The organism is Arthrobacter sp. TmtSoilC51 (genome assembly GCF_055388015.1).
In genome coordinates this window covers 3,302,838-3,319,128 of record NZ_AP035877.1, presented here as the reverse complement: position 1 = coordinate 3,319,128, position 16,291 = coordinate 3,302,838, and the positions used below count along the sequence as shown (strand labels likewise).

The 16,291-nt window shown below is 62.6% G+C and carries 14 protein-coding genes and 2 tRNA genes; 12 read left to right on the top strand and 4 right to left on the bottom strand.

Annotated features, from left to right (window positions below; translation table 11 throughout):
- Positions 1-48 precede the first annotated feature (48 nt).
- Positions 49-762 (bottom strand): response regulator, encoded by a 714-nt coding sequence (locus ACZ5G6_RS15150; RefSeq protein ID WP_223933327.1) that lies wholly within the window; start codon positions 760-762, stop codon positions 49-51.
- Positions 763-765: 3 nt separating this feature from the next.
- Complete coding sequence (locus ACZ5G6_RS15145; RefSeq protein ID WP_498686310.1) at positions 766-1,950, bottom strand: sensor histidine kinase; 1,185 nt, start codon at positions 1,948-1,950, stop codon at positions 766-768.
- Positions 1,951-2,072: 122 nt separating this feature from the next.
- Here ACZ5G6_RS15145 and ACZ5G6_RS15140 point away from each other — a divergent pair, with 122 nt between their 5' ends.
- From ACZ5G6_RS15140 to ACZ5G6_RS15095, 10 genes are all read left to right on the top strand, one after another.
- The gene (locus tag ACZ5G6_RS15140) at positions 2,073-3,125 is read left to right on the top strand and encodes a 3-isopropylmalate dehydrogenase (RefSeq protein WP_498686309.1); all 1,053 of its coding nucleotides are present in this window, start codon (positions 2,073-2,075) and stop codon (positions 3,123-3,125) included.
- Between the two features lie 117 nt (positions 3,126-3,242).
- A complete protein-coding gene (locus ACZ5G6_RS15135) occupies positions 3,243-4,355 on the top strand; it encodes a branched-chain amino acid aminotransferase (protein WP_223933321.1) in 1,113 nt (370 codons plus the stop codon).
- Between the two features lie 208 nt (positions 4,356-4,563).
- Entirely contained in the window at positions 4,564-5,367 is an 804-nt protein-coding gene (locus ACZ5G6_RS15130) for an MBL fold metallo-hydrolase (RefSeq protein WP_498691898.1), read from the top strand.
- Between the two features lie 39 nt (positions 5,368-5,406).
- The gene (locus tag ACZ5G6_RS15125; RefSeq protein WP_498686307.1) at positions 5,407-6,183 is read left to right on the top strand and encodes a fumarylacetoacetate hydrolase family protein; all 777 of its coding nucleotides are present in this window, start codon (positions 5,407-5,409) and stop codon (positions 6,181-6,183) included.
- Between the two features lie 123 nt (positions 6,184-6,306).
- Positions 6,307-7,827 carry a glutamate--tRNA ligase gene (gene gltX / locus ACZ5G6_RS15120; protein WP_498686306.1) on the top strand — a complete coding sequence of 507 codons (1,521 nt, stop codon included), beginning with the start codon at positions 6,307-6,309 and terminating at the stop codon, positions 7,825-7,827.
- Positions 7,828-7,839: 12 nt separating this feature from the next.
- Positions 7,840-8,568 carry an HAD family hydrolase gene (locus tag ACZ5G6_RS15115; protein ID WP_498686304.1) on the top strand — a complete coding sequence of 243 codons (729 nt, stop codon included), beginning with the start codon at positions 7,840-7,842 and terminating at the stop codon, positions 8,566-8,568.
- A 137-nt stretch (positions 8,569-8,705) separates the two neighbouring features.
- Positions 8,706-8,777, top strand: a tRNA-Gln gene (locus ACZ5G6_RS15110).
- A 128-nt stretch (positions 8,778-8,905) separates the two neighbouring features.
- Positions 8,906-8,978, top strand: a tRNA-Glu gene (locus tag ACZ5G6_RS15105).
- Positions 8,979-9,115: 137 nt separating this feature from the next.
- A complete protein-coding gene (locus ACZ5G6_RS15100) occupies positions 9,116-10,984 on the top strand; it encodes a dynamin family protein (RefSeq protein WP_498686301.1) in 1,869 nt (622 codons plus the stop codon).
- The gene (locus tag ACZ5G6_RS15095; protein ID WP_498686298.1) at positions 10,981-12,600 is read left to right on the top strand and encodes a GTPase; all 1,620 of its coding nucleotides are present in this window, start codon (positions 10,981-10,983) and stop codon (positions 12,598-12,600) included. Before ACZ5G6_RS15100 ends, ACZ5G6_RS15095 begins: the two co-directional genes overlap by 4 nt.
- Before the next feature lie 8 nt (positions 12,601-12,608).
- On the opposite strand, the gene ACZ5G6_RS15090 is transcribed toward ACZ5G6_RS15095, so the two are convergent.
- On the bottom strand, positions 12,609-13,145 hold the full coding sequence (locus tag ACZ5G6_RS15090) for a DUF1697 domain-containing protein (protein WP_223933311.1): 537 nt from the start codon (positions 13,143-13,145) through the stop codon (positions 12,609-12,611).
- Positions 13,146-13,172: 27 nt separating this feature from the next.
- Positions 13,173-13,892 (bottom strand): IclR family transcriptional regulator, encoded by a 720-nt coding sequence (locus ACZ5G6_RS15085; protein ID WP_014922101.1) that lies wholly within the window; start codon positions 13,890-13,892, stop codon positions 13,173-13,175.
- A gap of 151 nt (positions 13,893-14,043) precedes the next feature.
- Here ACZ5G6_RS15085 and leuC point away from each other — a divergent pair, with 151 nt between their 5' ends.
- Together leuC and leuD are read left to right on the top strand one after the other, a co-directional pair.
- The gene (gene leuC / locus ACZ5G6_RS15080) at positions 14,044-15,495 is read left to right on the top strand and encodes a 3-isopropylmalate dehydratase large subunit (protein WP_223933309.1); all 1,452 of its coding nucleotides are present in this window, start codon (positions 14,044-14,046) and stop codon (positions 15,493-15,495) included.
- A gap of 9 nt (positions 15,496-15,504) precedes the next feature.
- The gene (gene leuD, locus ACZ5G6_RS15075) at positions 15,505-16,104 is read left to right on the top strand and encodes a 3-isopropylmalate dehydratase small subunit (protein WP_223933307.1); all 600 of its coding nucleotides are present in this window, start codon (positions 15,505-15,507) and stop codon (positions 16,102-16,104) included.
- Positions 16,105-16,291: the final 187 nt, after the last annotated feature.

The following is a 16,291-nucleotide window of genomic DNA, read 5'->3' as shown; positions in this document are numbered from 1 at the left end:
CGGCTCATACCGTGGTCTGAGCCCGGCGACCACCAGGGTAGGGCGAAACTAGCTCCCCGGGGCCACGACGCCTGTCTCATAGGCGATGACCACTACCTGTACGCGGTCCCGCGCTCCTAGCTTGGCCAGAATGTGGCCCACGTGGGTCTTCACGGTCGCCTCGGAAAGGAAAAGCCCTGCGGCGATCTCCGGATTCGATTGTCCCTGGGCGATTAGCTGGAAGACCTCGCGCTCGCGGGCCGTAAGGCGTTCGACCGCTGCTGTGTGTTCACTCTGTTCAGGCGTCTGGTTTCTGAGCAGCGGAGCCACATGGTCCAGCAGCCTGCGCGTGGTGGATGGAGCGATCACGGCGTCGCCCCGGTATACGGTACGGATGGCTTCAAGGAGCTCTTCCGGTGGGGCGTCCTTCAAGAGGAACCCGCTGGCGCCCGCCTGGATCGCTGCCAAGGCATATTCGTCGAGGTCGAAGGTGGTCAGGACCACAATCTTCACGTCGGCGCGTTGGGAACCGGCGGGCTGTGCTGCTGCCTGCTCCAGGATTCTCCGGGTGGCCTCAATTCCGTCCATCCCGGGCATGCGAACGTCCATCAGGACAACATCGGCCGCGGTGGCATTGAGCGCCTGGACGGCTTCGATGCCGTTGCCGGCTTCGGCCACCACCTGCAAGTCGGCCTGCGAATTGATGAGCATGCCAAAGCCCGAGCGGACCAGCTGCTGGTCATCGACGAGTGCTACCCGGATGGGTGCGGGCAGTTCAGGCATGGCTCAGGCCTCCGAATAGGGGATGAAAGCGGACACACGGAAACCGCCGCCCTGTTCGGGGCCTGCGGTCAATGAACCATCGTAGAGCGAGATGCGTTCGCCCATGCCCCGGAGGCCGTTGCCACCGCCAGCGGTGGGCGGATCAGCGGCGGCGCCCCGACCGTCGTCGACGACGTCCAGCTGTAGACCGCGGCCCTGCCACGTGAGCGCCACACTCGCCACCGCCTGGGGTCCGGCATGCTTCACGACGTTGGTGAGCGCTTCCTGGATGATCCGGTACACAGTGAGTTCGGCCCCTGCCGGAAGTGCCCGGCGCGCCGCGCCGACTTGTTCGAAAGTGACCTGCAGCCTGGCAGCGCGGAAGCCCAGCAGGAGCTCATCAAGATCGGAAAGCCTCGGTTGGGGCCTTGTTGGCGCGTCCTCGTCCGAGCGCAGTACCCCGAGCAGCCTTCGCATTTCGCCCAGGGAATCCCGGCCCGTTGCGGCGATCGTGGCCAGCGCTTCGGTGGCCAGTTCCGGCTTCGCCGCAGCGGCATACCGGGCGCCATCGGCCTGCGTGATGATGACGGACAACGAGTGCGCCACGATGTCGTGCATTTCCCGGGCGATGTGGGAGCGTTCATCAGCGGCGGCCAGTTGGCGCTCCTGCTGTTGTTCGATTTCAAGGCGCCGTGTCCGGTCCTCAAGGGCTTGGAGTTGGAGGCGACGTACACGCGTCAGGTCGCCCAGCGTCCAACTCACCAGCACCAGCATCCAGATAAGGACCGTGTAGAGGGCGCCGATGGTGAGGCCCATGATGCCGGACTCCGCAGGGCTTGAGTATTCACGGGTGGTGAGCATGACGCCGCCCAGCAAACCAAGCAACAGGACCGTCCGGCTCGCCCATGCCGGCCCATAGGCGGCGGTGGCATAGATAACCAGCGGAACAGCGATCTGGCCGGCCACGGGTTCGGCGCCGATCGCCCATTGGACCAGGCACACCAAAACCACGACGGCGGCCGCGACCACAGGACGCGTCCGTCGCCACGCCAGGGGCAACAGGAGGCCGCACGAGATGAAGAAGAGCAGCGGGCGGTCGGCCAGCAGATAGACAGGGCCGAACAAGAGTACGAGAAGGCATGTCGCCGCCATGTCTACCTTGAAGCGGTTGGTTCGGAACCATTCGTATACAGCGTGCCTTCTATCCACGGTACGACTCTATGTGCTGGGTTTGGTCACGGGCGTCATGCTCTGGTCTGATTTCCAGCTGACCATGTTCGAAGAGTGAGACGATTTTGACCAGCATGTGGATTCGTTGGCTAGATAGACCTATGAGCGCATCGTCCATCAATCTCGCTGTCATCCCCGGCGACGGCATTGGCCCCGAGGTCATCGCCGAAGCCGTCAAGGTCCTGGAAAAGGCTGTCGCCGCCGAAGGCGTCACCCTGGAGCAGACCCACTACAAGCTCGGTGCGCAGCACTGGCTTGAGACCGGCGAGACCCTGCCTGACGAGGTCCTTGCAGACCTCCGCACGCGCGATGCTATCCTTTTCGGCGCCGTTGGTGCGGCCCCGGGTGACACCCGGATCCCGTCGGGCATCATCGAACGCGAGATGCTCCTCAAGCTGCGCTTCAGCCTGGACCACTTCGTCAACCTGCGCCCGTCCCGGTTGTACGGAACCATCGGCAGCCCCTTGGCCAACCCCGGCGCCATCGACTTCATTGTGGTCCGTGAGGGCACTGAGGGTCCCTATGTGGGCAACGGTGGCACTTTGCGCGGCGGCACTCCGCACGAGGTCGCCACTGAAGTCTCCCTTAACACTGCACACGGTGTTGAGCGGGTTGTCCGCGACGCCTTCCGCCGGGCCAGCGAGCGTCCGCGCAAGCACGTCACACTAGTCCACAAGCACAACGTCCTGGTCTTCGCCGGACACTTGTGGAAGCGAACAGTCGAGGCCGTGGCCCAGGAATTCCCAGAGGTCACGCACGACTACCTGCACATCGATGCTGCAACCATCTTCATGGTTACCGATCCCTCCCGCTTCGATGTCATCGTCACCGATAACCTGTTCGGCGACATCCTTACTGACCTCGCTGCTGCCATCACCGGCGGCATTGGCTTGGCGGCATCGGGCAACATCAACATGGACCGCACAGCACCGTCCATGTTCGAACCCGTCCACGGATCAGCACCGGACATCGCCGGGCAGCAGAAAGCCGATCCCACTGCGGCCATCCTCTCCGCGGTGCTCCTGCTGGACCACCTTGGCTACACCACGGCGGCCCGCAAGATTGAGGCGGCAGTGGTCGCCGACGTCGAAAGCCGCACCGGCGAGCCACGCAGCACAGCTGCCATTGGCGACGCCATTGCGGCGGCACTTTAGGCCCATTTCTCAGGCGTAAGCTTGTCTTGAATTATTTACCTGCTTCCCTGGTCCACCGCTGAACCGCATCCTCCGGGACCCGTTTCGCGCCACCAGATAGCTGACTGTGGAGGAAACATGACTCAGACTGCCCACGGCGTCGAATTCAGCCAGCAGCTTTCGGAAACCCCGAAGTCTGCTGAGGAGCGTGCAGCCGTCCTGGCGAACCCAGGCTTTGGCGATTACTTCACCGACCACACCGCCGTCGTTGACTACAAAGTCGACGCCGATGGCAATGGTGGTTGGCAGAACGCCCGGATCGAGCCCTACGGACCTATTTCCCTGGATCCCTCGGCTGCAGTGCTGCACTACGGCCAGGAGATCTTCGAGGGCCTTAAGGCATACCGCCACGCAGACGGTTCCGTGTGGACCTTCCGTCCGGAAGCGAACGCCGCCCGCCTGAACAAATCCGCCCGTCGCCTGGCTCTCCCGGAACTGCCCGAGGAATATTTCCTGGGCGCCATCCGTGAACTCGTCCAGGCGGACAAGGAATGGGTTCCTTCCGGCGATGGCGAAGCGCTGTACCTGCGCCCGTTCATGATCGCCACCGAGGCATTCCTCGGTGTGCGGGCTGCCCGGGAAGTGTCCTTCCGCGTCATTGCGTCTCCCGCGGGTAACTACTTCGGCGGCGAGCTGAAGCCCGTTTCCATCTGGATATCCCGTGAATATGCTCGCGCGGGCCGCGGCGGAACAGGTGCAGCCAAGTGCGGCGGCAATTACGCTGCTTCCTTGATTGCCCAGCAGGAAGCCGAGGCCAACGGCTGTAAGCAGGTGCTTTTCCTGGACCACTTCAACGACGACGCCGTGGAAGAACTCGGTGGCATGAACGTCTTCTTCGTCATGAAGGACGGCTCCCTGGTTACTCCTGCCCTGACCGGCACCATCCTGGAGGGCGTAACGCGCTCTTCCGTCATTCAGGTTGCGAAGGACATGGGTCGGGAGGTTGCCGAGCGCAAGATCACACTCGACGAGTGGCGCGACGGAGTTGCTTCGGGCGAGATCGCCGAAGTCTTCGCTTGCGGTACGGCGGCTGTCATCACCCCGATCGGTGTCCTGAAGGACGCCACGGAATTCATCGGATCCGAGGACGCCAAGGCCGGTGAAACCACTATGGCCATCCGCCAGCAGCTCCTGGGTATACAGACCGGTACCATCGAGGACACCCACGGCTGGCTTACCCGCCTGGTCTAGTCCGAGCACAACCAGTCCAGGACATAGCAATAAGCGAACGACGGCGGCCCTTCCACTTGGCAGACAAGCGGAAAGGCCGCCGTTGCCATGCCCAGGGACAGGGCGTCGGTGGAAAGTGGACAGGATGTGAGAGGGCGTCAGTGGGAAGTGGACAGGATGTGAGAGAGCGTCGGTGGTGGTGCAAGATGGGACAGTGACTTCAGAATCCATGGGGACTTCCAACGACTCACCTGCCGGTGGCTACACCCCTGCACTGCAACGAAGCAGCAGCCTCACCCGCTTCCGGCTGGCACCAAACCCGGGCCCGATGAGCTTGGATGGCACCAACTCCTACGTCATCGGCGCCGCGGATTCCGGCCATGTTGCCGTAGTGGATCCCGGCCCGGAAGACGAGAGGCATTTGGCTGAGCTGGCAGCGGCGGGCGTCGTCGACGTCGTGCTTATTACGCACCGTCATGCTGATCACACAGCCGCGTCTGCAAGGTTCCATGAACTGACAGGTGCTCCCGTCCGGGCCGCTGCTGTTGAGTACTGCCACGGCGGCGAGCCTCTGGTGGACGGCGAAGCCCTGCACGCTGGCGGCGTGGAGATCCGTGTTGTGGCAACGCCCGGCCACACGTCGGATTCCCTTTGCTTCCATCTCCCCGCAGACGGCCCAAATGGGTCAGTCCTCACTGGTGACACGATCCTCGGCCGCGGCACCACGGTGCTGGACTACCCCGATGGCCGATTGGGCGATTACCTCGCCAGCCTGGACCGGCTTGAATCCCTGGGCCCGGCAACGCTTCTTCCTGCCCACGGCCCGGTGCTTGAAGCCCTGGACGTGAAATGCCGCGAATACCGCGAACATCGTCAGCAGCGCCTCGACCAGATCAGGGCTGCACTTGAACAGCTCGGCCAGGACGCGCCCATTGCTGCGGTGACTGATACGGTTTATCCCGACGTCGATCCTTCCGTCAGGTGGGCAGCCGAGACTTCGGTTGCGGCCCAGCTGGATTACCTTCGTAGCTAGCGGGCGAACGCCTATCCGCCGGACGGTAGGCTTGAGCCCATGCGTATCGCCCGGTTTGTAGTTGATTCTGATCCCCTTTATGGCGTTGTTGAAGGCGAGCCCGGCAGTGAGGAAATCACTGTCATCCACGGCGATCCCTTCTTCAACGGCGTCGAACGTACCCACGTCAAGCACAAGCTTGAGGATGTGCGGCTCCTTGCCCCGATCATTCCGCGTAGCAAAGTGATCGGCGTTGGGCGCAATTTTGCCGAGCATGCTGCTGAGCTCGGCAACGAGGTTCCCCAACATCCGTTGCTCTTCCTCAAGCCGAACACCTCCGTCATCGGGCCAAACGATCCGATCGTCCTCCCGGAATTCTCCGATGAGGTCTCCTTCGAGGCTGAGCTGTGCGTCATCATCGGCCGTATTTGCAAGGACGTCCCCGAGGAACGCGCCGACGACGTCATTTTTGGTTACACCTGCGGAAACGACCTCACGGCCCGGGACGTCCAGAAGACCGACCTACAGTGGGCCCGTGCCAAGGGCTTTGACACCTCCGCTCCGCTCGGCCCGTGGATCGAAACTGAACTTGATCCTGAAGACCTTTCCATTCAGGGCCGGCTCAATGGTGAACTTCGGCAGGACGGCAGCACCAACCAGATGATCCGCGGCGTGCGTGAGCTCGTCTCGATCGTCTCCCAGGCCTTTACGCTCCTTCCGGGCGATGTCATCATGACCGGGACGCCTGCCGGCGTGGGCCTGGTCACTGAGGGCGACCGCTTCGAAGTGGAGATTGAAGGCATCGGCCGCCTGTCCAACCCGGTGGTTCGCCGCTAGCGGCCGGACCAGGGCAAAATGCTCGACGACGGCGCGGACCTTTCGCACGAAAGGTAAGGGGCCCGTCGTCGAGCCTTTCCGGCGGGCTACAGGCCCAATATCAAGCGGTAAAGTTGAAGCACTATGACTACTGCTTCTGCGTCCAACGCTGCCCCCAGCGCCATCCCTGCCGTCAACGCCGAGACTCCAGTCCGCGTCCGCTTCTGCCCGTCACCTACGGGAACGCCGCACGTTGGCCTGATCCGCACTGCCCTGTTCAACTGGGCTTATGCGCGCCACACCGGTGGCAAGCTGATCTTCCGGATCGAGGACACTGATTCTGCCCGCGACAGCGAGGAGAGCTACCACCAGCTGCTCGATGCCCTCAAATGGCTCGGCATCGACTGGGATGAGGGCGTCGAGGTAGGCGGACCGCATGAGCCGTACCGCCAGTCACAGCGCGGAGATATCTACCAGGACGTCATCGCCAAGCTCAAGGCCGGGGGACACGTTTACGAGTCCTACTCCACGCCGGACGAGATCGAAGCCCGCCATCGGGCAGCTGGCCGCGATCCGAAGCTGGGCTATGACGGCTTCGACCGCCACATGACCGAGGAACAGCTTGCACAGTTCAAGGCCGAAGGCCGCGATGCCGTGCTGCGCCTGCGCATGCCGGATGAGGACCTGACATTCAACGACCTCGTTCGAGGCGAGATCACGTTCAAAGCCGGCTCAGTTCCGGACTTCGCCGTGGTCCGTGCCAACGGTGCCCCTCTCTACACTCTGGTCAACCCGGTGGACGACGCCCTCATGGGCATTACCCACATCCTCCGAGGCGAGGACCTCCTGAGTTCCACGCCCCGACAGATCGCGCTGTACCGCGCGCTCTACGCCATCGGCGTGGCGGAGTACATGCCGGAGTTCGGTCACCTGCCTTATGTGATGGGCCAGGGAAACAAGAAGCTGTCCAAGCGGGACCCCGAATCCAGCCTGTTCCTGCACCGCGAGCGTGGCTTCATCCCCGAGGGACTCCTCAACTACCTTTCGCTGCTGGGCTGGTCCCTGAGCGCGGACGAGGACATCTTCAGCGTTGAGCAGCTTGTGGCCAACTTCGACATCCACGATGTCCTGGGTAACCCGGCGCGCTTCGACCTCAAGAAAGCTGAAGCCATCAATGGGACCCACGTGCGCCTGCTCGAGCCGGAGGATTTCAAGCAGAGGCTCGTCCCTTATCTTCGCGCTGAAGGCTTCGTGGGAGAGATCCTGACCTCCCGGCAGGAGGAGATCCTCGCCGAGGCAGCTCCGTTGGTTCAGGAGCGCATCACCTTGCTGGGTGAGGCTCCAGAGATGCTGGCCTTCCTCTTCAAGGCTGATGACGCGATTGATATTGCAGACGACGCCCGCAAGGGGCTGCCGGAGAATCTGCAGGAAGTGCTTGATGCGGCACTCGCTGCGCTGGAGCCCATAGAGGACTGGACAGCTGAGAACATTCAGACGGCGCTCAAGCAGGCATTGGTCGAGGACCTTGGTATCAAGCCCCGCGCTGCTTTTGGACCGGTACGCACCGCTATTTCAGGCCGGCGTATTTCTCCTCCGCTGTTCGAGTCGATGGTGATCCTGGGCAAGGACTCCTCACTCGCGCGCGTTCGCGCGTTCCGGGGCTAGGCGGCAGCGGTCATGGCTATTGCAAGTTCCTTCGGAACTGTCCGCGGTGTTCTTTTCGACATCGACGACACCTTGGTGGACCTTGAGTACGCCATGACAACAGCCCTGCGTGATGTCAGCGAGCATCTCCTGCCCGGCCTTGACCAGGCCGGGTGGGTGAAGTTCGGCCGCATCTTCACGCACGAAACAACGCACTTCTATGACCGTTACCTTGCCGGTGAGCTGACCTTCAATGAGCAGCGCCTTTTGAGGGGCCGGGCAGCGCTGGGCCATTTTGGCGTGGAGCTCGGAGACGGTGAGGAGTCGCAGTCGTGGGTTGCCGAGTACCATCAGCGGCAGACGGCCTACGTGCGCGCTTTCGACGACGTAGCTGGCGTGCTTGACGCGCTCGACGCCGCGGACGTTCCGTACGGCGCTGTCAGCAACAACGTTCATGACTACCAACGGGCCAAGTTGGACGGAGCAGGCCTGTCCAGGATCAAAATCCTCGTGGGGACGGATACTGTGGGCGTGCCGAAGCCGGACCCTGCTATCTACCTTGAGGGCGTCCGGTTGCTGGGCACGGAGCCGGCGGAGACTCTCTATGTCGGGGACAACCGGCTTCTTGACGCGGACGGCGCAACGGCAGCAGGCCTGATTGGCGTGTGGCTGAACAGGACCGGGGAATTGGTGGAAGAGTTCGCCGGGCGCCAGGTCGATTCCCTGTCGAGACTGCTCGTCAAGGCACCGTCTGCGGCCTGATATCCATGTGATGCAGGTTACGGCCTTGCGATTTGTGCAGGTGGCAAGACTCCGGTAGAGTCATTACTCGTGCTGAGGGGCACGGAGGGAAAAGCCAAGGGAAACCGAGGCAAGGAACTCCGGTCCAAAAGTCACTTTGGGATATGGTGTAATTGGCAACACTACGGTTTCTGGTACCGTCATTCTAGGTTCGAGTCCTGGTATCCCAGCTCTGAAATTCCGCGCTATTGCAGCGGAAAATCGGAATTCCACTTCGCTTTAGTCGATTTGGAAGAGAGCTGAAAGTATGAAATACTCATTCAGCTTGATCGCCGGAAACGGCGACAAAAAAGTGCAAGGCCCCATCGTATAGCGGCCTAGTACGCCGCCCTCTCACGGCGGTAACGCGGGTTCGAATCCCGCTGGGGTCACAAACAAATCCCCCGGAACTTCGGTTCCGGGGGATTTCTTGGTTTAAACGCATTTCCGGCCAGGTGCGGGGATAGGCCAGGGGATTATCAATGGAACGCCCAGGCAGGCCGCACACGCAATCGGACAGTCTGGCCAAATGGACATTCCCGCCAAGCCGACACTCCCGCTGAGCCGCAGGCGGCCATTGGGCTGGCATGATGATGCTGTGACCGCACATGAAGAGCCGACAAGAGCAGGGCTCAGTCCTGTCCCGACCAAAGCGCAGGCTGATGCTGTCAACACCCTTGAAGCAGCGCGTACGGAACTAGCCGGCCTCGCCCTGCCTTTGGCCCTGCCCGAAGCCGAAGAGGGGCGCCGCTGGATCAGGGAGACCCTTGCCCAGCTCGACGACTACGTGATTCCCAGGTACCGCAGCCTGGACGCTCCTCTGCTGGCCGTCGTCGGCGGTTCTACCGGTGCCGGTAAGTCGACGCTGGTTAACGCGCTGGTGGGCTCCCCGGTGACACGTGCCGGGGCCATCAGGCCCACGACCCGCCAGCCCATTCTCCTGCACCACCCGCAGGACGCGGAGTGGTTTGAGGGCCAGCGCATACTTCCCAACCTGGAGCGGATCAGGGGCAGGGTTTCCACGGACCCGTTGCCTGCAAATCAAGCCGGGATCGCACCGGATGCCCAGGCAATCACGTCCCTCGTGCTCGTGGGGCACGACCACGTGCCCCAGGGCCTGGCGATTCTGGATGCGCCCGACGTCGATTCGATTTCCGACAACAACCGGAGGCTCGCAGGCCAGCTGCTCGCCGCAGCGGACCTTTGGGTGTTCGTCACCACGGCAAACAGATACGCCGACGCCGTCCCGTGGCGTCTGCTCCTGGATGCGGCTTCGCGGGACATCACGGTCGCCGTGGTGCTGGACCGCGTGCCACCGGCAGCGGAGGAAGAAGTCAGGACGGACCTAAAGGCGATGTTGGATCGTCAGGGCCTGGCTGCTGCGGAACTCTTCGTGGTGCAGGAAAGTGGTTTGGACGATTTGGGAATGCTGCCGCCCGAAGCTGTCAGCGGATTGAGACTTTGGCTGGCCAGCCTTGCCGCTGATGCGGCCGGACGAGCACACGTTGCAAGGCGTACGCTCAATGGTGCCATCAAAGCAGTGAGCGCCCGGCTTGAAGCTATTGCAGCTGCGGCTGCGGCCCAGGATGCTGCCGCCCGTGAGCTGCGCTCGGCCTGCGTTCACGAATACGACGACGCCCTACTGCGCATTCTGGAAGCGACCAAGGACGGCGCCCTGCTCCGCGGGGAAGTGCTGGCGCGATGGCAGGATTTTGTGGGCACGGGTGAATTCTTCCGTGCACTGGAGCAGAACATAGGGCGTATGCGGGACCGGATGGGAGCATTCTTCAGAGGTGAACCCGCCCCGGCTGTGAAAGTGGAGACCGCGATCGAGACAGGTTTGCAAGCCGTGATTCTTGATGAGGCCGCCAATGCCGCAGAAAACGTCGACAGGCGCTGGCGCTCGGATACGGCTGGCCGCCAGCTCCTGGGTGCCGCAGATCTTTCAGGGACCAGTCCCGGCTTTGATGCGAAGGCCGCTGGCGCCATCCGCTCCTGGCAGGAAGGACTCATGGAACTGATCCGCACCCAAGGTCAGGAAAAACGCACGCAGGCCCGTTGGCTCTCCTTCGGCGTTAACGGGCTTGGCGCAGCGCTGATGGTGGTGGTTTTCTCCATGACTGCCGGTTTGACCGGATTGGAGATAGGTATTGCCGGTGGAACGGCTGTTGTGGGGCAGAAGTTGCTTGAAGCTGTCTTCGGTGAGGATGCCGTCCGGCGGCTGGCCCAACAGGCCAGAGCCGATCTCCAGACCTCCTGCCAACGCCTTCTCGAGGAAGAGCGGGACAGGTTCCTCGGCCGCCTCGATGCCGCGGGTCCCTACCCCGGCGACGTGCGCGGCGGGATGGACCTCGCCCGCCACGCCCAGGCCCTCCGCCGACTGGCGGGGGCAGCATGAGCCGGCACAGCCAGATCCGGGAATCGTCCCAGCTCCAGCGGCGGCTCGAAGCACTCAACACCGCACGGGAACTTGCCGAAGGGGTTCTGCCAGAGCAGGAACTGCAATCCGTATATGAGGTCCTTGAGCGGGCCACGTCCAGACGCTCGTTGTCGGCAGGGCACACGGTTGTCGGCTTCTTCGGAGCCACAGGAAGTGGCAAGTCGTCTTTGTTCAATGCCGTCTCCGGCAGCAATCTTGCTACCGCCGCGGCCCGCAGGCCCACAACGTCCGAGCCATTGGCAGGCATCTGGGGCGAGGAAGGCAGCGGACCCCTGCTGGACTGGCTCGGAGTACAGGAGCGGCACAGCCTGCCCGAGGGCCCAGGCCTGGCCAACGCTGAGAGCGGCCTGATCCTGCTTGATCTTCCTGACTTTGACTCAACGAAAGTGGAGAACCGGCAGATTGTCCAGCGACTGGTAGGGATGGTGGACGTCCTGGTCTGGGTGCTGGACCCGCAGAAGTATGCAGATGCCGCCGTGCACAACGACTTCCTGCGCCCGATGGCTTCCCATGGAGCAGTCACGTTTGTTGTCTTGAACCAAATAGACAAGCTTAACGATGCTGACACCGCTGATGTGCTTAATTCCCTGAAAGGAATCCTGGAGCGCGACGGTCTGGATGACGTTCGGGTCTTGGGCGCCTCGGCACTGACTGGCGAAGGCATCGATGCCGTCCGTGGTGCCATCCGGGACGTCGTGCTCCAGAGGGAGGCCACCACAAAACGCCTTGCTGCCGACGTCTCCAAGGCTGCCGTCGAACTGTCCCAGGTTTCAGGTGCAGGCGAGGCTCGCGGCGTCAAGGCAAACACCAAGGCTAAACTCGCCAATGAATTGTCGACGGCGGCCAACGTACCTGTGGTGGTTGATGCGGTAGCGCGATCCTTCAAGAGGGAATCGGCGCGCAGGACGGGATGGCCCGTGACGCGCTGGTTGCTGCGCTTCCGGCCTGATCCCCTGCGGAGGCTGAACCTGGGCAGGCAGGACGCCAGGCCCGAACTCAACCGGACTTCCTTGCCGGTGGCGGGCGCACCCGAACGTGCGAGGACGGATGCCGCGGTGCGTGATTTTGTGGATGAGGCTTCGGAAGGCGCTCCTGGCCCGTGGAGGGCGTCCATCCGTGGTGTGGCCAGGGAAGGCCGCGAGCAACTGCCGGATGCCCTGGACCAAGCCATCGCTGGGACGGATCTCAAAACATCAAAACGCCCGTTCTGGTGGTTGTTGTTCAACTCACTTCAATGGATCGCACTTCTCCTGGCCATCGGTGGCCTTGGTTGGCTTGGGGTCCTGGCCGTGCTCGGCTATTTCCAAATGCCCGTGCCCGAGGTGCCGCGGACCGAGGGATGGCCCTGGCCTACGTTGATGGTGGCCAGCGGAGTGATTCTGGGGATTGTTCTTGCGGTCTTCGGCAGAATCATCGGCGGCTGGGCCGCGCGCCTGCGCGCCAAAGGGGTGGCCAAAAGACTGAAAGCGGCTATCGCAGGTGTGGCCGAGCAGCGCATTGTGGAACCTGTAGAGGTGGAAATTGCCAGGTTGAGCGCCTTCAATACTGCACTAAGAACCGCGCGCGCACGGTAGGTGTGCAGTTAAAGGTCCGAGGCTGCGTCCCTGACTTTGACAAGGGTCCGAAGGTTGCGCGTTGTGGTGCTGGCCTTGTAGCGCGGTTTGGCGGAAAGTTTGCTGAAGGGACTTTCCAACGTTCCCCCGGCGGGTGAAAGCCATGCGGAAGCTTCCGGTCCAAGCCGCACCTGTTCCACGCCACCAAGGGCTTCGCCGGCCTCAAAGAGTTCGTCCAGCATGTTCCTGTCAGAGGCGAGCGTTATGTAGCTGTGCGTGGTCTTGTCGTCGGCGGGGTACGGGCAGGCATCCACGAGTTCGGCCACACGCGAAGAAGTGAGGACAACAACCCAGGCGTCGTAGCCGAAGGAATCACGCAGGCACTTTTCGAACTGGGCCTTGACGTCCTTGAGACTCAAGTCACTCTTCAGGACAACGTTTCCACTGGCCAGCAGTGTCTTGACGTCAGAGAACGGGTAGGCCTTAAGTGCTGATTTCAGCTCGGCCATCTTGATGTTGATCCCGCCGACGTTGATGCCCCGGAGGAATACGGCATAGGTGTTCATGGACGTCCCCCTTCAAAGACAGCGGGTCTAGTCGTTGTTCTTGCGCAAGGCTTCGGTAAGTACCCGGGCGGCATTGCAGACAACCTCGGCGTGCAGCCGTCCGGGTTGGCGCGTTAGGCGCTCAATCGGACCTGAGATGGAAACCGCAGCTATGACCCTTCCGGAGGGTCCGCGGACGGGAGCGGAAACCGAGGCGACCCCAGGCTCGCGTTCGCCAAGGCTCTGACCCCAGCCCCGGCGTCGTACTCCTGCGAGGACGGTGGGCGTAAAGCGGGCGTTCTGGAGTCCTTCCAGCAGGCGGTCGTGGTCTTCCCAAGCGAGGAGGACCTGCGCCGCGGAGCCGGCTTTCATGGACAGTTGGGTGCCCACCGGAATGGTATCGCGCAGGCCGATCGGCCGCTCCGCAGAGGCAACGCACACGCGCCAATCGCCCTGCCTGCGGAAAATCTGGGCACTCTCGCCGGTAGCGTCCCGCAGTTGGATAAGTACTGGCCCCGCGGAAGCGATGAGCCGGTCTTCACCAGCCGCCGATGCGAGTTCCACCAGGCGGCTGCCGAGGACGAACCGCCCCTGGATGTCGCGACTGACCAGGCGGTGGTGGACCAAGGCCAGCGCGAGCCGGTGAACGGTGGGCCGGGCGAGGCCCGTAGCCGCTACAAGCTGTGCGAGTGTCGTGGGCCCGGCCTCGAGGGCATCGAGTACTTGGGCCGCTTTATCAATGACACCGACTCCACTAGAATTGTCCATGTAATGATATTGCCGTCTCAATATCTGAGATGCAAGTTGTTTCACTGGCCTATTTTGCGACCGTGCTGGTTCAGTGGTTGCAAGAGTTCAGTGCTTGGAAGAACAGTTCAGTGGATGAAGACCATCCAACTTCAGTGAAGGGAGCAAGGCCGTGGGAAAGACACTGGCCGAGAAAGTCTGGGACGCGCACGTGGTGCGCAAGGGTGAAGGCGAAGGAGCCAACGCCCAGCCCGACCTTCTTTTCATTGACTTGCACTTGGTCCACGAGGTGACGTCACCGCAGGCCTTCGAGGGGCTGCGCTTGGCTGGCCGCAAGCTCCGGCGCACAGACCTCACCATTGCGACGGAAGACCACAACACTCCCACCCTGGACATTGACAAGCCCATTGCGGACCTGACCAGCCGCACGCAGATTGAGACGCTGCGCGCCAACTGCAAGGAGTTCGGCGTCCGCCTGCACTCGCTGGGGGATAAGGAACAGGGCATCGTGCACGTCGTGGGTCCGCAGCTGGGTCTGACCCAGCCGGGCATGACTGTGGTGTGCGGCGACTCCCACACCTCCACGCACGGTGCCTTCGGCGCGCTGGCCATGGGCATCGGAACCTCTGAGGTCGAGCACGTCATGGCAACCCAGACGCTGTCCTTGAAGCCGTTCAAGACGATGGCGATCAACGTGGAGGGCACGCTGCGCCCGGGCGTCACCGCGAAGGACATCATCCTGGCGGTCATCGCCAAGATCGGTACCGGTGGAGGCCAGGGCTATGTCCTGGAATACCGCGGATCCGCCATTCGGGCCCTGTCCATGGATGCGCGCATGACCATCTGCAACATGTCCATCGAGGCTGGCGCGCGTGCCGGCATGGTTGCTCCGGACCAGATCACCTACGACTACATGCAGGGCCGTCCGCATGCGCCCGAAGGCGATGACTGGGACGCCGCGATCGAGTACTGGAACACCCTGCACACCGACGCCGACGCTGCGTTCGACGTCGAAGTGGACCTCGATGCCAACACCCTGGAGCCGTTTGTCACCTGGGGCACCAACCCCGGCCAGGGCGTTTCCCTCTCGGCCAAGGTTCCGGCCCCTGAGGACTTTGGCGACGAGAACGCCAAAGCCGCCGCGGAGCGCGCGCTGCAGTACATGGGCCTCGAGGCAGGCACCCCCATGAAGGACATCCGTGTGGATACGGTCTTCCTGGGCTCTTGCACCAACTCCCGGATCGAGGACCTGCGTGCTGCCGCTGACATCATCCGCGGCCGCGAGAAGGACCCGAATATCCGCATGCTCGTAGTTCCGGGTTCCGCCCGTGTCCGCCTCGAAGCCGAAGCTGAGGGCCTGGACAAAATCTTCAAGGATTTCGGTGCCGAGTGGCGCTTCGCCGGTTGCTCCATGTGCCTTGGCATGAACCCGGACCAGCTGGAACCGGGGGAGCGCTGCGCATCAACGTCCAACCGCAACTTTGAGGGTCGCCAGGGCAAGGGTGGCCGTACGCACCTTGTCTCTCCCGTGGTGGCTGCTGCGACAGCCGTTCGCGGAACGTTGAGCTCGCCGTCGGACCTTGAACCGGCTTCGGCAGGCACATTGACCGGAATCGCAGTCTAGGAGGATCCCATGGAAGCATTCACTACCCACACCGGCATCGGTGTTCCGCTGCGCCAGAGCAATGTGGATACCGACCAGATCATTCCGGCGGTCTACCTCAAGCGCATCACGCGCACAGGCTTCGAAGACGCCCTGTTCGCCGCATGGCGCAAGGACGAGTCATTCATCCTGAACCAGGCTCCTTTCACGTCCGGCTCCGTGCTGGTGGCCGGCCCGGACTTCGGGACGGGATCATCGCGCGAGCATGCCGTCTGGGCTTTGAAGGACTACGGCTTCAAGGCTGTCCTGTCTTCCCGGTTTGCCGATATTTTCCGCGGCAACTCAGGCAAGCAAGGCCTGCTGGCCGCCCAGGTGGCACAGGATGACATCGAGCTCATCTGGAAGGTCCTGGAGAACAGCCCCGGCACTGAGGTCAAGGTGGACCTGGTCTCCAAGACGGTGGAATGCGGCAATGTCGTGGCTCCGTTCGAGATCGACGATTACACGCGCTGGCGCCTCCTGGAGGGCCTTGATGACATCGGGCTGACTTTGCAGCACGAGGAAGACATCACGGCCTACGAGGCCACACGGCCTACCTTCAAGCCGAAGACGCTCCCGGCGAAAAGCTGAGACCACACGATGTTTCCCTCCGCGGCTGGAATGCTGCGGAACAGGACCGGCGGGCCCCTTAGGGTAGGCTCGCCGGTCCTTTTTTTCGGGGGATTGATGGACGCCGGATGTGCCCGCCACGCGGTGGCTCCATTTCGGTTAGGTAACCCGAGCTTCTATGCTTAGCTGGAGCCTTTGTAAGTATGGG

Bases quoted from the DNA above. Each gene is read 5' to 3' on its own strand.
- ACZ5G6_RS15150 (WP_223933327.1), bottom strand. From the start codon at position 762: ATGCCTGAACTGCCCGCACCCATCCGGGTAGCACTCGTCGATGACCAG.
- ACZ5G6_RS15140 (WP_498686309.1), top strand. From the start codon at position 2,073: ATGAGCGCATCGTCCATCAATCTCGCTGTCATCCCCGGCGACGGCATT.
- ACZ5G6_RS15135 (WP_223933321.1), top strand. From the start codon at position 3,243: ATGACTCAGACTGCCCACGGCGTCGAATTCAGCCAGCAGCTTTCGGAA.
- ACZ5G6_RS15130 (WP_498691898.1), top strand. From the start codon at position 4,564: ATGGGGACTTCCAACGACTCACCTGCCGGTGGCTACACCCCTGCACTG.
- ACZ5G6_RS15125 (WP_498686307.1), top strand. From the start codon at position 5,407: ATGCGTATCGCCCGGTTTGTAGTTGATTCTGATCCCCTTTATGGCGTT.
- gltX (WP_498686306.1), top strand. From the start codon at position 6,307: ATGACTACTGCTTCTGCGTCCAACGCTGCCCCCAGCGCCATCCCTGCC.
- ACZ5G6_RS15115 (WP_498686304.1), top strand. From the start codon at position 7,840: ATGGCTATTGCAAGTTCCTTCGGAACTGTCCGCGGTGTTCTTTTCGAC.
- ACZ5G6_RS15100 (WP_498686301.1), top strand. From the start codon at position 9,116: ATGGACATTCCCGCCAAGCCGACACTCCCGCTGAGCCGCAGGCGGCCA.
- ACZ5G6_RS15095 (WP_498686298.1), top strand. From the start codon at position 10,981: ATGAGCCGGCACAGCCAGATCCGGGAATCGTCCCAGCTCCAGCGGCGG.
- ACZ5G6_RS15090 (WP_223933311.1), bottom strand. From the start codon at position 13,145: ATGAACACCTATGCCGTATTCCTCCGGGGCATCAACGTCGGCGGGATC.
- ACZ5G6_RS15085 (WP_014922101.1), bottom strand. From the start codon at position 13,892: ATGGACAATTCTAGTGGAGTCGGTGTCATTGATAAAGCGGCCCAAGTA.
- leuD (WP_223933307.1), top strand. From the start codon at position 15,505: ATGGAAGCATTCACTACCCACACCGGCATCGGTGTTCCGCTGCGCCAG.